This is a genomic window from Enterobacter sp. CPE_E863 (assembly GCF_046521465.1).
Classification (GTDB): domain Bacteria; phylum Pseudomonadota; class Gammaproteobacteria; order Enterobacterales; family Enterobacteriaceae; genus Enterobacter; species Enterobacter adelaidei.
In genome coordinates, this window is the sequence record NZ_JBKFZX010000002.1 from 38774 (window position 1) to 53553 (window position 14780).

The window sequence follows — 14780 nt, forward strand, 5'->3', positions numbered from 1 at the left end:
AACCAGCAGTACACAAGAAAAGCGCTTTTATAAAAATGTATAATTATTAAAACGAAGTAATGAGGTTGAAATGGGTAAGCCAACAGAAGAGCAAAGACCTGTTATCGAGAATGCTAGCGCAAACAATATGGTGATAGCAGCGCCTGGATCAGGCAAATCGTTCACCATGATAGAAGCGGTTATATCGATTCTCAAAAAGTATCCATATGCAAGAATCGGGATGGTGACCTTTACTCGCGCTGCAACAAACGCACTTGCAGCAAAGTTACAAAAGCGATTGAGCAAGAAGGATCTTGACCGGGTGCTGGTGGATACTTTTCACGGACTCGTTAAGAAGCAACTGGACATGATTCGCTGGCCGGGAAAGATGTTGATAGGGCCAGCACAGAGATCTGTCATTCACCGGGCTTTGAAAGAATCCGGTGTAACGATGAAGTTTGCTGAAGCTGAATTCGTTATTGATGCTATCGGCAGAGAAATGGATACGGATGTGATTTCAGTTCGGCATAACAGACAACAGATCCATTTGTTTAATACCTATCAGGCGTTATGCCAGAAAGACCATGTGGCGGACCTCAATGCTCTTTCAAAATTTGTTGTCGGTCAAATGCATTCGGGAAAAATGCGCACGTTAGATTTGACACATTTGATAGTAGACGAAGTTCAGGATACTGACTCTATACAATTCTCATGGATAGCATTGCATACAAGAGCTGGAGTCTATACGAGTATAGTTGGAGACGATGATCAGGCCATCTACTCCTTCAGATCCTCAGGAGGAGTCAAAATATTTCAACAGTTTGAAAAACACTTCAGACCTAACATATTTTACTTAAACACATGCTTTAGGTGTGAACCTGAAATTTTAGAGGTGGCCGGAGCACTGATAGGAAAGAATGTTTACCGTTATGCCAAAGAGTTACGCTCGGCAAAAAAGGGAGGGGGAAAGGTCACTTTTCGTTCATATGTAGATATGGAGGAACAGATACAGGGTATTTTAAGCCTTATAAATCAGGATCCACATGGATGGGCAATTCTAAGCCGCAATAATGCTCACTTGGATGAGCTAGAAAGTTTGATCGAACAGCCAGTAATTCGTTACGGAGGTAAATCATTCTGGGATGAAAAAGAAACAAGCGATGTGTTAAGCCTTATGGCCTTTTTCCGACAATCAAATGATCCTCGCTTAATGAAGAGAGTATTGGCATTGTTTGGAGAACAGGAATCAGTTTTGGATGAAGTGGCATTGAGTATGAGAGGAAGAAAAGTTACTTTTGGCGACCTTGCCATCCCGGAGGACAGTTCTCTCGAAACAAAAACATTACATTCAAACTTCGTGCGCTTTACCCAGGAAAGTTCTGATAAAGTTGAGATAGCAAAACGTTTCGCCAACCTTACGAAATGGATGGAATCGTCGTCAATCAAGATGAGGAGTAATAAAGGTACAGCAACCTTAACAAAAATTGCTTTAGACACTTGTAAACAGTGGGCAGAAAAGACTGGTTGGATGAATATGATAAATCGTGCTGCTGCAATGTCATTAGGCCCTAGGAAGAAGGACGAGGAATACAGCCCAGAGAAAGTAGTCCTATCAACCTTGCATGGTTCAAAGGGTCTTGAGTGGAATAAAGTAATAATAATGAGTTGTAATGCGGATCAGATACCAAGTAAAAGATCAGTTGGGGAGGAGGCAATAGAAGAAGAAAGACGTTTGCTTTATGTTGGATTTACGCGTGCAGAAAAGCAACTTTTTGTAATGTGGTATGGTGATCCTTCTTTCTTTTTAAGAGAATGCAGTGAAGAAAAGATAAAAGAAGCAGCTAATATTCGAATTTCTCCACTTTATACAGAATAATTCGATATGGGCATTTACTTATGCTTAAAGCTATAGTATAAAAACAATGAGCTTAAATATCAGCTCCCAAATTTGAGTAACTTTGCTTAAAGTTACTTTCGCGTTAAGCGTTGATTTAGCCGTGAAAAGCGGCCAGCTTAAACAAGCTGTAAGACACCACCGGCAAAATGTCACCTTTGTCGCTGGTGCACTTCCCATGCCTGCAAAAGGCAATCTGAATTTACCAAACCGTAACTAATTTAGCTCCTCCTGGGGCTATTTTTGTTGCGTACTTCTAATGCCAGATAGTATAAATCAGGCGGTTCATAGCTTACGGGAGATGAATGACAGGCTTTGCCTTCGTGTTGAAACAAAAATTTGTTTCTTCCTTCTTACTATATATAGGTGACCCCAAATGTCTAAAAATAAAGCTCGCAGTAAAGCCCTTCATCAAACCTTTAGTGAAATTATTCCAGAGATGGATAAGGCGCTAAACAAACAGCTCTTAGAAGTTCTGATGAAATATACAGAACGTGATAATGAACTGATTGTTATTTTGAATGAGGACGGCCCAAATATCATTGAACTTAAGTCTCTTAAGCCTGTGTCTTTGTTGGCCGAAAAGCTTTCTGCTTATTCAAGCTATTATCATGTGGATGTTGTGGAGCTCGTGGTCAAGAAAATTGATTTCGAAGGAGCTTATAAGCTTCTTAAAGCTTCCCCAGATGTACCACTTTTTAAAAGCTTAACTGAACTGGATAAATATCTTGTTGAGGAGTTTGAAAAATACGGATTAAATTCATTTCTTGACGTGGATAATCTGGATTACTCACTTGAAAAAGCCAGTGAACTCAAAAATGAGCAGTTAATAAATTGGGTTTCGGACATCATTTGCAAACGTGAAAAATTAACTTTACGTAAGCGTTTTGATGTCGCAGTAAAGGCCCACTACGAAAATGTAGAAAAAATGTATGATACCATTCGTCCGTTAATGAAAAAACTGGGTTTCCCAGAAGATCTCATGACGCACACCTTTAGTGAGTTAAGCGTTTTTGAAACTAAAGGATGGGACCATGCAATAAAATCGAAAATTGAGACTCTCGCTAAGCGTGAAACTCAATATTTAGATGATGCGGCTAAAGCAGAGAATCGACGTCTTGTAACAGAGAAGTTGGAGAACTCTTTAGCGATTGCACCAACTAAACCAACAAGAAATTGGTTACATATTGCCGGAATTGCCTGTTTGGTAGTCTGCACGTTCATGTATGTAACTAATAAATTTATTTAATCCTGTTAAGGGGGAACCCTAACGGGGCTTCTCTTTGAACAAATCGAGGAGCGGAAAATGTCATATCTTGAATATATCAATGAAGTAAAAGTGTCCGGGATAGTTATCAGTGCTGTGGAGAAAAAAATGACTGACCAGAGTATAGGTTTGTTAATAAAGCTCAAAAATAGGATGAAGACAGAAGTTGATGGTGAAATCACTGAGAGAGAATTTTCAGTTCAAATCAAGGTGTCGCCTGAAATGTATTCAACCTGTTTCACTGGTATAAATCAGGGTGATGAGTTGATGGTCTCCGGTTATATTGTTGTCGATACTATTATGATTGAAGGGAGAGAACATCCTCTTGACTACATGAGAGTGGTAGCAACAAGTAAGTTGGCTCACATACCTAAACCTCTAAAAGGTTTTGGACAAAGTAGCTTTAATCAGATCTGACATTAAACCCACCCTAAAGGGGAGAAATCCCTTCATGGGATTTCTCCTTTTGGAGTCCCCATGAAACAAAAATTTAGGGCTACTGCAATAAGTAGTAATCAACTTAGTTTTTTTTCTATATTCGATATAGATGAAGATGAAATAACGCAAATAGTTGATTCACCCAAAGAGCATTTAAATGATGCATACACGTCCGGATTAAACTTTAAATCAGATGAAAGTAACATTTCTGAGATAAATTATGATTCTGAAAGGCGTGAAAATCACCTTTATGAAAAATCCAAATTACTTAAAAATCAGATTTTGCATACAATTAATTTTGCAGCAGAAACAGATTATCTATATTCGGTTGAAGAATATAACCCAGATTTGGGTGGTCTGGTAATAGAATGGACCCCTGAGGATGTGTATGTTGTTTTTCTATCCGCTATGGAAGAGTCTTTGGAAATCATTAAAGAACTAGTGTTGAGGAGAAAGTTATTCTTCAAAGATGACAATGGTAATATCACAGTGAATCCACTTTTAGAAGCTGAAACACGGTGGTATATGTCAAAATCATTTGAATACACTTGTTTATCTCATGGACTTGATGCATGTGAATTTAGAGCGGAATTAAAATCATGGCTCTATTATCATTCGCATCGTTCGATTAGTGAAAACACGAAATTAGCTGAATGCAGGAATGATGATGAAATCATTTTGCATGATTGCAATGACGATATGGGCTGGGACATCTTCTTTGATCAGGATTATTTAATGTCAGAAAAAAAACTGGCTGTTAAATGGACTGACAGGGAAATTATGGATGTTTACATAAAAGCTTTTAAATCCACATTAGAGTTGTTTGACGAGCTTGTTTCATGTGATCTGTTAACTAAACGAAACGCTTTTGGCAAGTTAGAAATAAATCCAATATTCGAAAATCATTTTGAATGGATCATGTCTGAAGCTTTTGAAATAGTGGGAAATCATCTTGGTTATAATGTGCCTCAAATCAGGAAACTGATGGCAACTATTTGCCAAATGAATCTCAAATAAAATGCCACTGGCAAACATCTGCCAGAGGGCGGTGTTTGCATTTTACCGGAGTTAAAAATGTCTAATGCCGCTATGAAGTTAAATGAAACATCTTCTGATGCTTATGAAAAATTAGAAGCTCTTCTTTCCCCGGATGTTATAAAGTTAAAACATTATGTGGATAAAGGTGAGTATCTTTTAGTTCTAGCAAAGGACCTTTTTGGTATTCCAGAAATGGATCCAAAGATGGCTGTGCCTGTTTTCAAAACTAAAACCTCGTATCGAGCTCCGCTGAACAAAGACTACATACCAAATCCCCGAATACTTGAACAAGTGGTTAAACTGCTTATCAGTCCGGATATAGATTTAAGTGTGTGTCTTAAAGGTGAGTCCGGTTCTGGCAAGACTGAAATGGTAATGTACATTAGCCACATGATGAATTGGCCGCTGACAATTAAGCAGATCAACAGCAATATTCGAGTTGATGAGCTTGAAGGTGAGCGCAGTCTTAATGGTGGTAATACAGGTTTTGTACACAGCGATTTGGTAACGGGATTTCGTAATGGTCACCTCATTCTTCTGGATGAAGTGGACAAAATCGATCCTGATACGGCAGCAAAACTTCACATGCCCATTGAACGTAAGCCCTGGTCACTCAGTGCTAATGGTGGTGAGGTTATAACTGCTAATGGCTACACGCGATTTATTGGTACTGCAAACACAAACATGAGTGGAGGCGCTCGCCGGTTCGTTTCTTCTCAACGTCAAGATGCAGCTTTTATAAAGCGGTTCTTGATAGTTGAAATGGTGAAGCCCGACAAAGTTGCTTTAACCAATGTGCTTACTAAACGATATAGCTCTTTGCCTTTTCAGGTCATTGAGAAGTTCGTAAGAGTAGCGATTGCAGTAAATGACTCTGGTACAGAAGACAGTGTGATGGATATTCGTCAATTAGTAGCTTGGGTTGGCACGTCGATGACGTTAAAAACCTTTAGTCTTCTTGACACTTTCAAAATAGCTTTTGCTTCTGCTTTACCTTTACATGTGGTCGATCTTGTTCTTCAAGCTATAGATCTTTCTCTTGGCGAAGACAAGGATAAATCGCTGGAGTATTTCACAGCAAAAAAGTCGAGTTAGATGGGATTTGTTATGAAACCTCTGATATTTGTATCTCAGAGTTATCCCATCTTGAATTTAGTGCGTTTTTAAGTACGGATGGTGCTGCTACCATTGCTATAGCAAAAAACGGAACTAATTTTACTGGACTTATGCAACTGAATAACGACTATTCTTTATTGTTTTATCATGATGGTAAAATAAATATGGAAGGTATAATTAAAGAAATGGAATTAAAAGGTTATATGTATCAGGGAGCAATGGGCAATGATGATGTTGCCGCTGAGTTTCCCGGTATTCTTTTAATTGCGCCAGAGAAGCTTTAATATCAACCCTATCGGGAAATCTTTCCCGTTGGGGAGGGTTTCCCCTTTTTTTTGGAGAAACCCATGACTTTAAATACTTCAATGCTTAACAAAGTATCTGCAAAACAAATCTCTGAGAATTTTGCAAAATCATATCCAGATTTACTGGAAGGTGCAGTTATAACAAAAATTGAAATAAGTGGCTGTCAAGGATCGCGTCGAACCGATAAAATCGATTTGTCTTATGATGGAGATGATATTACGGATCAAAAAAGCGTATCTAAAAGCGAAGTACGTTGGATTGACATAAAAGCCCTTAGCTTCAAAAGTACGATTACCAGCAGAATATCAACCCTTTGCTCACGCTTGTGCATCCGCTATAGCAATATGTGGATTTTACCAGTTTCCAGTATGGAAGAGTTTCTGGAAGGGGCCCAAGAGATTGAACGAGAGTTTCAGGCAGGTATTCAAAACGTTGTAGACAATTATGAGATGCATATTGAGGCTGAAAAAAATAGAAGCCCAAGAATGTCTTCTTTGATTGATCAGTTGAAATTAACTAAAGATGATTTCATAAAATCCTTTAGATTTAATATTGCTCACTTTATTCCTTTTACGCCTATTAGCGTTGAAGGTGATGAAACCCAGGACTACTATCAGGAACAATTGATAACAGATCTGGCAGAAGAAGCAATGAGGGTTTATGAAAAAATTAGTAAAAATAATAATTTGCGCTCAAGTACTATTGACCGACTGAAGCAAATGCAAAATAAGATCATTAGCTTCATGTTTATACATAAAGAGGCGGCAGTACTTGCAGAAGCTATAAAACACATAATGAATAATTTACCTAAAGGTGCCATTTCTGAACCTCGCGACGTTGCGGTGTTACAGCAGTGGTTTTATTTCATGAGTGATGCTTCAATGTTAAAGCGTATTATTTCAGGAGAGCAAAAGGTTACTGACTGGTTGGAATCTATTACCAGATCATTTAATCAAAGCTCACAAACAGAACCGAACGCGCTACAGAACACAGGTATTGAAGCTATTTTAGATTCAACAAATGTGTTTCAGGTTGAACCTGTCGTAGAGAACGATATAAAAAACAGCACGTTTTCAAACACTGATTCTGTAGCTGAACCTGAGAAATCAGTTTCGCAACAGGAAGACAATGCTGAAAATGGTTTTGATATCGAGCTCAAAGGCTGGTAACTGTTTGCTTTATTAAAAACCCCAGATGGGTACTTCACCATCTGGGTGAGTACCCCTTTTTTATAAAGAGGTATTCTATGAAATTAGATCTTAAATCATCGCCGCGCCATATTAAGCGTTTACAGAATATAGCAAAAGTCATTAGCGGCTTAGGCGATGTAAGAGTTGTAATAGACGACAATACCAAAGGACCGTATTTTGATCCTGTCAATAAAGTTTGTGTTTTACCAAACGGCGATTATAGCGATGATGACTTTGTCAGTCTGATTGAAGGTTTTACCTGTCATGAAGCTGGTCATGGTCGCTATACCGTCAGTGAGGTTTACAGTGACGCCTTTAATAGTGTTCTCATGTCATCTGAAGGGTTTACACGCTTCGATGACGGAATGAATGCAGAGTTTGAGAGCCTCGCTGAGAAACGTAAAGCTTATAGCAGGGCAAAACGTCTTACCGGGCTTATAAATCTGTTCGATGATGTACAGATGGAAGAGAAGGTTGGTAACGATTATCCGGATGCAAAGCGGCGGCTTGCAGCCACTTACGCACTGATGGTTAAAGCCGGAAGGATGACTCCTGATATATCTTCTCGTCCGGAAAATCCTGTCCTATTTATTGAGTGGTATCTGCTTAACTCATTGCGAGTAAAAGTCCTTCAGCAGGTAGGTCACAAAGAAACCCTCGATCCGTTTTTTGACTATGCCCAAAAGATACTTTCTCCAGTAATTTCTGATGTTGAGGAAATTTTTCATGATGCTCTTGGTTGTGAAAATACTCAGGGCTGTGAATCCCTTGCTCGTAAGACCCTGGCTCTTTTAGAGAGACTGCGGGATGAGGCAAAGGAACAACAGCAGCAGACAGAGCAGGAGGAGCAGGAGGCATATGATGAATCCGAGACCGATACCGATACCGAATCAGAAGATAAATCGCTTACGTCGACTGATAGTCGTGAGGATGATTCTGAGGACGATAGTGAAGGTCAGGCAGATACTTCCGATAACGCTGATCTTGCTCAAGAGGGATGTTCTGAGCCTTCAGAACTTGCTGAAGATAACGAGGGAAATAATGAACCCACCGGTGGCAATCCCACGGGTGATAACATTATTGAAGACGATACTGATGCGATTAACCCTTCCGAGAGTGAATCAGATGAAGCCAGTTCGACTAACGTTGAAGATGAAAGTAACTTTTCATCGGCTCAATGGGAGATACTGGCAGATTTGTTGGATGCCTTTCTTAGCAGTGATGAGGATAGCGAAGATTATCACGATGCTTTGGCTAAAGAGATTGAAGGTATTGCATCAAAAGTATCCGATGACGTGAAAGCCGAATTCGGTGCTTCTGAATGGGATATCCCTGATCTCCTTATCGATTTGAATGTTTACAATGAGGCTTTGTCTCTGAGTCATTCAATCGGTAGCGACTTGTCTGTTTTACAGCAGGTTAAAATGCGTGGCCGAAACAAAACTCATGAGCGTGGAATTACCTTCGATGGAAATCGATTAATTCTGTCACAAATGGGAGTTCGTGATGTCTTCAGAGCTCAAAGCGAATCTAAAAATAGAGGGCATGTTGGCCTCGTATTAGTTCGTGATATTTCAGCGTCAATGGCTAATGATGAAAGATATATTCATGCCATTAAGTCAGATCTTGCTTTATCGATGGCCGCTGAAAGTTTGTCAAAAATGCATGTCTCCAATATAGTTTTTCCCTTCAAGGAAAGTGAATTTGAGATTATCAAAACGTTTGATCAAAGCGTTGAGGAATCTCTATCGAAATTCACTCTTGGATGTAAGGGTTATTATACCCCTACGGGATCTGCTTTAATGGCAGCTGTTGATCTGTTACTTGACAGCCAATTCGATAGGAAAATAATTTTTCTTATAACTGATGGTTATCCGAATAAATCGGAATTTACTATCGTCGAAGTTATGGAAAAGGCTAAATGTAATGGAATAGAAATCGTTGGTGTTGGTATTAAGACTGATGAAATAATTGGTTTTGAAACGGACACTTTCGTAACAGTTGATGATACTTCTTTATTGTCTATTGAAGTCAGTAAGCTAGTTCATCAAATACTTTCTTAATAAACTCTACCCAATCGGGGCAAAAAGGCCCCGGTGGGTCTTTTTGCTCCATGAAGGAATAAGGAGCAAAATATGACTCAGATAAAAACTTACCGTGTAGAACATGAAAAAGTCGGTGCGATGCATAAAGTCCGTATTTTCGGACGTGTTGGTGAAGTTATAAGCAATGATAGCCCTCAGGAAAGAATCTTCCGCGAAGTCACTATAGCGGAGGGTAATAGCCAGCAGGCTGCGTTACTTGTAGATAACTACATACAGCGTCTTGAGAATAATGGCTTCACGACTGAAGCATAAATGTTGAGGGCCCCCGGGCCCTCTTTCTTAAATTCTGCGTTGTGGGTTTCTCCCTGTCTTCTGCACCGCAGAAGGCATTGAGAAACTCACAATGCCAGATAAGAGAGATCATCATGACTTATGCATCCCCGGCTCTTCGTCGTAAACCACAGGAAGTATCTGAACACTTTATTAAACTCGTTCATGCTCGAATTGCTGAAGTGTCTGGCTGGAAGTATATATTCGAAAGAATACCTGCTTTCAAAGACGCTTGTGCAAAAGCCCCGAGCCAGGTTCCTTGCCCGTTTACTGGCGCAGGGAAATCGAAGTTTCGTTTCCGGCAAAAAGACCTTTATACCGGATGTGCGATCCATAATGACTTTCCGGTAAATGAGTTTTGCGACGGAATTGATGTTCTGGCGAAATATTATGAATTAAGTAAAACGCAGACTTGCAAAAAGATTCTCTCAGATTTTTTCGGGATGGATCTGCATGCTCCGTTAACTGACGCCGACATTGAAAATGAACGACGCTATAAATCAGCAGTTCGTGCCACAGAAACTCTTGACCGAGAGGAAGTGGCAAAGCGAATGCGAAAACTTGATGTGATGTATCACTATACCGGTGAAATAAAGCCTAATACTCCTGTTGCTTTGTACCTCCGTAATCGTGGGATCTCCCGCTTACTGAGTCACTTACCAAAGGATTTAGGCTTTAATAACCGGATCTACTATTGGGATAAAGATAAGCAGAAATCGATTATCTATCCGGGAATGATTGCAATCTATCGTGACACCCGAGGTCGGCCTCTGACTATCCATAGAACATACGTAGGGCTTTGTTGAATAAATCGAACTTTTGCTGAGTTGAAGGATCAGATCACGCATCTTCCCGACAACGCAGACCGTTCCGTGGCAAAGCAAAAGTTCAAAATCACCAACTGGCCCACCTACAATAAAGCCCTCATCAACCGTGGCTCCATAACTTTCTGGCTGGATGATGAAGCTATTCAGGCCTGGTATGAGTCGGCAACGCCTTCATCACGGGGAAGACCTCAGCGCTATTCTGATCTCGCCATCACCACCGTTCTGGTCATTAAACGCGTGTTCAGGTTGACCCTGCGGGCTGCACAGGGTTTTATTGATTCCATTTTTACACTGATGAATGTTCCGTTGCGCTGCCCGGATTACACCAGTGTCAGCAAGCGCGCAAAGTCGGTTAATGTCAGTTTCAAAACGCCCACCCGGGGTGAAATCGCGCATCTGGTGATTGATTCCACCGGGCTGAAGGTCTTTGGTGAAGGCGAATGGAAAGTCAAAAAACATGGCCAGGAACGCCGCCGTATCTGGCGAAAGTTGCATCTGGCAGTTGACAGCAACACACATGAAATCATCTGTGCAGACCTGTCGCTGAACAATGTGACGGACTCAGAAGCCTTCCCGGGTCTTATCCGGCAGACTCACAGAAAAATCAGGGCAGCATCGGCAGACGGCGCTTACGACACCCGGCTCTGTCACGATGAACTGCGGCGTAAGAAAATCAGCGCGCTTATCCCGCCCCGAAAAGGCGCGGGTTACTGGCCCGGTGAATATGCAGACCGTAACCGTGCTGTTGCGAATCAGCGGCTGACCGGGAGTAATGCGCGGTGGAAATGGACAACAGATTATAACCGTCGCTCGATAGCGGAAACGGCGATGTACCGGGTAAAACAGCTGTTCGGAGGTTCACTGACACTGCGTGACTACGATGGTCAGGTTGCAGAGGCTATGGCCCTGGTACGAGCGCTGAACAAAATGACGAAAGCAGGTATGCCTGAAAGCGTGCGTATTGCCTGAAAACACAACCCGCTACGGGGAGACTTACCCGAAATCTGATTTATTCAACAAAGCCCATACGTAGACAAAAACGGTGATAAGGCACCTGTAGAAAATCCAAAGCTGATGATGAAGCCTCCTGCCGATATGACAGGTGGCTCAATTCAGTTGTTTGACCCTCACTATGATTCAGGTAGTTCGACCTGGACACTGGGAGTGGCTGAAGGGATCGAGAATGCGCTTTCTGTTGTAGAAGCGACTTCAACACCATGCTGGGCAGCCAGCTCCGCATGGTGCCTTGAAAACGTTACTGTTCCTGATTTTTTACTGCCTCCGCCGGATGTAAAATATATAAACTTTTATATCTGGGCGGATAAGGATATTGCTAACTCACAAGGCACTCGTGCCGGTATCGAAGCTGCTCAGCGACTTCAAAGCCGCATGGTTGAGTTTTTGGCTAAACGATATCCCGCATCAAAGCTGACAATTGAAGTCTTCGAACCAGCACAAGATATTCCTGATGGGAAAAAGGGTATCGACTGGAACGATGTTCTCCAGTTAACAGGGCAGGATGGATTCCCGATTCACTGGGCTCCTGAATGTCTTAATCAGCTGTAACAACGATAACTCCCCCGCATTTTGCGGGGGGGGTTATCTTATCAATATTATTTTTTAAATTGTATTGATAAGATAACCGCTTTCCTTCGTGATAATTACCTGCCTTTAAGGTCTTTTCACGGCTGAGATGCTTGCTCAGTTAAATAAATGTGCGGTACTACTGGCTATGGTCGGTTGTATGACATGGTTATTCCATAAACTATTAAAACCCATAACGGGAGTATTACCGTTATGGTGATGCTCGTCGTTTTACATCGGAGAGCATTTTAATGAATTTTCAAACTAACGAAGTTTTTAATAAATTTGCTGCTGTTATAAAATCGCGCATCGTCAATGAACCATCGTCATGCTATTTGCTGCATGATAATGAGATAGATATAACGATTTTGAAACATGGCATATTAGAAAATGACAGAAACCTGTTGTACGTAGTTCGTCCTTCAGGAACGTGTTTGTTGCGTTGTGACAAATATTTCTATCCGAAATATTATCTTCGTTGCCGTGGAGATTATAAGTCATTCATATATGTCCATCTTGATCTACATAGTGGTGAAGCTAAAGAAATCACATGGGAGCAAGCAGACGATATGCTGTCTAGTCCAGGAAAACCCCCATTAAAAGGAAATCTTGGACGATTTGAGTATATAAAAGTTGTGGTTGAGGACCTTCGTATTCGAGGTTACGCTGATTATCTTCCTGCGTATAATCTTGATGACCTTCGCCGTTTTGCCTTACAGGACGACCGCCCATCCCTTGTCAGATACATTGACAATGTAATGGCAACGGTCTGATTGGTTGCTAATTGATTTACATATTTTCCCTGATGGCCAACCTGCATCAGGGAGGCCTCAATAACGACTGGAGGCTGTATGAAGTTAGCTACGGACCTGGTAAAAGCTATTTTGATTAGAAATGGTGTTGAACCAGTAAATATAAGCGAATCATCTAAATTATCTTTGAAACAACCACTGACAGAACTTAAATTCAGTTTATATTTGCGAACTGAGCATTTATCTCACTTCCTACCCGGTTATGTTTATTCTATAAAAGAATGTCCACTGTCATATGACATCGGGATCGAAATTCAGAAAATCTTCGAAAGTTTACATTTGTTAAACGAAGAATTTGAATCCCTCGGTTTTGTTTCTGTATGGATAGAAATGCATCAAAGCATTTTTGAACAAAGTCGGTTTAAGAAAAGTAACTTTACTTTTCGGGAGGAAGAGGTCGAGCTTGCTAAAGGGCTTGTTTGTTCTCACAATTCACAAATAAGTAATGCGGCTTATTTCTGGCTTCAGCACTTTGAGGAGTTTATGATTTATGTTCGTAATAAGCTTATCGACCTCTTTCGAGAGGCCTATGACCTGATCCTTGGAATGCAGCAAGTATTTTTCATTCGGGAAAAGGAAGAGCTGTTGAAAACTATAAGTTATGGGGATGACCTGTATGAGGTGAAATTAATGGCGGCTGAGCTTTACTCTATCGAACAGAACTTAAAGTGTTCTGAATCGATAAGTACAAAATCTCAAGCTTCGGCATATATTAACCGCATCCGTGAGTTTGTGCGTTCGGGGTGGAGGCAGGGCTATATAGTCTGCCATCATAAGCGAAGTAATCAAATCTCATCATTGTCATTACCGATGTACTTGAAAGATACGTCAGGCCGAAGTGCTCGAAAGCGAGTAAAACGTCTTATATCTTCTACAGTTTGTGGTAGAAATAAAGATTTAGGTCTTACAGATTTTTAATTAAATTATACCCATGTGGGGATCACACCCCATATGGGAGTGATCCCTTTTTTATTGAGAGAGGATCACATGAAAATTATCGAAAAAATCATTAATGCCTTTTTGGTTGTTCAACATAAAAAAATACAGGTTAAAAACATTACATTTTTAGACAATGGGCAGGGCATGTTCTCTGGTATGTCTTTTGATGCTGATGTTTCACTGGAGTTTATGTATGAATCAGCAAAAGCATATAGTTCTTGTTTCTGTGATATTCCCTTTCCAGGTTTTGAAGATGCAAATCTGGAGGAAATTACGAAATTTCAATTAGATGCTTTGAAGCAAAGAAAGAATCATTCTTTCATTGTTAACCATTTGAGGTTTCCTATAGTTTTAAGGGAAGGGTGCAAAATCGAAAGAGGAGAAGTCTATTCAATTTCGAATTGCACTTATAATAAAGAAAGATTGCAGTATCTTTTTTCTCAGGATATTTACGGTAAGTTGTATAATTCCTTAGAGAAAGAATTAAGCTCGTTTTTCTCATTTATCAATGTTGAGGTGCACGAGTTGTTAAAAGATGCTGTATGCTTTGCATTAAAAATCCTGAATAAGATATCTTTGGATACACCTGAAAGACTTATTAAAGCTTTTAATTATCGTGACTGGTATTGTAGTTACGATGTTGAGCTTTTTAGGAAAGGCTTACCTGGTCATATTCTGGAAGAGCTCATTGCTCCAGATATCTTACTTTCAGACCTTAACGGTTGTAGAAAAATACTTAGAAATGCAAAACGATTTCTAAATGGACATACAAAAACCAATTGTGTTTATATTAAATATGAATGGTGGTTGGGGCCTGTGGATACCTCACACTCAGCTAAGTTGATGTCTGACAAAGAAATTAACAACCGAAGTGACTTGAAGAATTTTTCAAAGGTCTTTTTCAAAGAGTGTTTAAGTTCTGGTAAGTCGGAATATGAAAACCATCTTAGTGAAAAAGAACATGCGCTTCGCTACAATTATTAATTAAAATTATTTTCTCCCATAGGGATTTCTC

Annotated in this window: 15 protein-coding genes; all 15 read left to right on the forward strand. The window is 40.2% G+C overall.

Annotated elements, in window-relative coordinates:
* Nucleotides 1-70 precede the first annotated feature (70 nt).
* The 15 genes from trhI (at nt 71) to ACLHV8_RS22460 (ending at nt 14749) form a co-directional block, all read left to right on the forward strand.
* Nucleotides 71-1855 carry an IncHI-type conjugal transfer helicase TrhI gene (trhI, locus tag ACLHV8_RS22390; RefSeq protein ID WP_000517885.1) on the forward strand — a complete coding sequence of 595 codons (1785 nt, stop codon included), beginning with the start codon at nt 71-73 and terminating at the stop codon, nt 1853-1855.
* Between the two features lie 394 nt (nt 1856-2249).
* Nucleotides 2250-3122 carry a hypothetical protein gene (locus ACLHV8_RS22395; protein WP_000041927.1) on the forward strand — a complete coding sequence of 291 codons (873 nt, stop codon included), beginning with the start codon at nt 2250-2252 and terminating at the stop codon, nt 3120-3122.
* Nucleotides 3123-3179: 57 nt separating this feature from the next.
* Nucleotides 3180-3557: a hypothetical protein gene (locus ACLHV8_RS22400; protein WP_000120822.1), complete on the forward strand. Its 378-nt coding sequence runs from the start codon at nt 3180-3182 to the stop codon at nt 3555-3557.
* 60 nt (nt 3558-3617) lie between these two features.
* Complete coding sequence (locus tag ACLHV8_RS22405; protein ID WP_000810361.1) at nt 3618-4595, forward strand: hypothetical protein; 978 nt, start codon at nt 3618-3620, stop codon at nt 4593-4595.
* 57 nt (nt 4596-4652) lie between these two features.
* Nucleotides 4653-5711, forward strand: coding sequence for an ATP-binding protein (locus tag ACLHV8_RS22410; protein ID WP_031942298.1), 1059 nt, complete (start codon nt 4653-4655; stop codon nt 5709-5711).
* Nucleotides 5712-5842: 131 nt separating this feature from the next.
* The gene (locus ACLHV8_RS22415) at nt 5843-6016 is read left to right on the forward strand and encodes a hypothetical protein (RefSeq protein ID WP_031942299.1); all 174 of its coding nucleotides are present in this window, start codon (nt 5843-5845) and stop codon (nt 6014-6016) included.
* Nucleotides 6017-6079: 63 nt separating this feature from the next.
* Nucleotides 6080-7207 (forward strand): DUF3150 domain-containing protein, encoded by a 1128-nt coding sequence (locus ACLHV8_RS22420; protein ID WP_000174396.1) that lies wholly within the window; start codon nt 6080-6082, stop codon nt 7205-7207.
* A gap of 77 nt (nt 7208-7284) precedes the next feature.
* The gene (locus ACLHV8_RS22425) at nt 7285-9291 is read left to right on the forward strand and encodes a VWA domain-containing protein (protein ID WP_000762700.1); all 2007 of its coding nucleotides are present in this window, start codon (nt 7285-7287) and stop codon (nt 9289-9291) included.
* A gap of 72 nt (nt 9292-9363) precedes the next feature.
* Nucleotides 9364-9585, forward strand: a complete 222-nt coding sequence (locus ACLHV8_RS22430; RefSeq protein WP_000192120.1) for a hypothetical protein — start codon at nt 9364-9366, stop codon at nt 9583-9585.
* 113 nt (nt 9586-9698) lie between these two features.
* Nucleotides 9699-10409, forward strand: a complete 711-nt coding sequence (locus tag ACLHV8_RS22435; RefSeq protein WP_266144058.1) for a hypothetical protein — start codon at nt 9699-9701, stop codon at nt 10407-10409.
* A gap of 21 nt (nt 10410-10430) precedes the next feature.
* On the forward strand, nt 10431-11399 hold the full coding sequence (locus tag ACLHV8_RS22440; protein ID WP_022649395.1) for an IS5-like element IS903B family transposase: 969 nt from the start codon (nt 10431-10433) through the stop codon (nt 11397-11399).
* Nucleotides 11400-11504: 105 nt separating this feature from the next.
* Nucleotides 11505-11996 carry a toprim domain-containing protein gene (locus tag ACLHV8_RS22445; RefSeq protein ID WP_266143999.1) on the forward strand — a complete coding sequence of 164 codons (492 nt, stop codon included), beginning with the start codon at nt 11505-11507 and terminating at the stop codon, nt 11994-11996.
* A gap of 269 nt (nt 11997-12265) precedes the next feature.
* The gene (locus ACLHV8_RS22450) at nt 12266-12787 is read left to right on the forward strand and encodes a hypothetical protein (protein ID WP_001011130.1); all 522 of its coding nucleotides are present in this window, start codon (nt 12266-12268) and stop codon (nt 12785-12787) included.
* A 78-nt stretch (nt 12788-12865) separates the two neighbouring features.
* Nucleotides 12866-13744 carry a hypothetical protein gene (locus ACLHV8_RS22455; protein WP_000762003.1) on the forward strand — a complete coding sequence of 293 codons (879 nt, stop codon included), beginning with the start codon at nt 12866-12868 and terminating at the stop codon, nt 13742-13744.
* A 69-nt stretch (nt 13745-13813) separates the two neighbouring features.
* Complete coding sequence (locus tag ACLHV8_RS22460) at nt 13814-14749, forward strand: hypothetical protein (protein ID WP_000691119.1); 936 nt, start codon at nt 13814-13816, stop codon at nt 14747-14749.
* Nucleotides 14750-14780: the final 31 nt, after the last annotated feature.

Excerpts from the sequence above, each read along its gene's own strand:
- ACLHV8_RS22415 (WP_031942299.1), top strand. The coding sequence starts at position 5,843 with ATGCAACTGAATAACGACTATTCTTTATTGTTTTATCATGATGGTAAA.
- ACLHV8_RS22420 (WP_000174396.1), top strand. The coding sequence starts at position 6,080 with ATGACTTTAAATACTTCAATGCTTAACAAAGTATCTGCAAAACAAATC.
- ACLHV8_RS22450 (WP_001011130.1), top strand. The coding sequence starts at position 12,266 with ATGAATTTTCAAACTAACGAAGTTTTTAATAAATTTGCTGCTGTTATA.
- ACLHV8_RS22455 (WP_000762003.1), top strand. The coding sequence starts at position 12,866 with ATGAAGTTAGCTACGGACCTGGTAAAAGCTATTTTGATTAGAAATGGT.
- ACLHV8_RS22445 (WP_266143999.1), top strand. The coding sequence starts at position 11,505 with ATGATGAAGCCTCCTGCCGATATGACAGGTGGCTCAATTCAGTTGTTT.
- ACLHV8_RS22410 (WP_031942298.1), top strand. The coding sequence starts at position 4,653 with ATGTCTAATGCCGCTATGAAGTTAAATGAAACATCTTCTGATGCTTAT.
- ACLHV8_RS22430 (WP_000192120.1), top strand. The coding sequence starts at position 9,364 with ATGACTCAGATAAAAACTTACCGTGTAGAACATGAAAAAGTCGGTGCG.
- ACLHV8_RS22405 (WP_000810361.1), top strand. The coding sequence starts at position 3,618 with ATGAAACAAAAATTTAGGGCTACTGCAATAAGTAGTAATCAACTTAGT.
- trhI (WP_000517885.1), top strand. The coding sequence starts at position 71 with ATGGGTAAGCCAACAGAAGAGCAAAGACCTGTTATCGAGAATGCTAGC.
- ACLHV8_RS22435 (WP_266144058.1), top strand. The coding sequence starts at position 9,699 with ATGACTTATGCATCCCCGGCTCTTCGTCGTAAACCACAGGAAGTATCT.
- ACLHV8_RS22460 (WP_000691119.1), top strand. The coding sequence starts at position 13,814 with ATGAAAATTATCGAAAAAATCATTAATGCCTTTTTGGTTGTTCAACAT.
- ACLHV8_RS22400 (WP_000120822.1), top strand. The coding sequence starts at position 3,180 with ATGTCATATCTTGAATATATCAATGAAGTAAAAGTGTCCGGGATAGTT.
- ACLHV8_RS22425 (WP_000762700.1), top strand. The coding sequence starts at position 7,285 with ATGAAATTAGATCTTAAATCATCGCCGCGCCATATTAAGCGTTTACAG.
- ACLHV8_RS22395 (WP_000041927.1), top strand. The coding sequence starts at position 2,250 with ATGTCTAAAAATAAAGCTCGCAGTAAAGCCCTTCATCAAACCTTTAGT.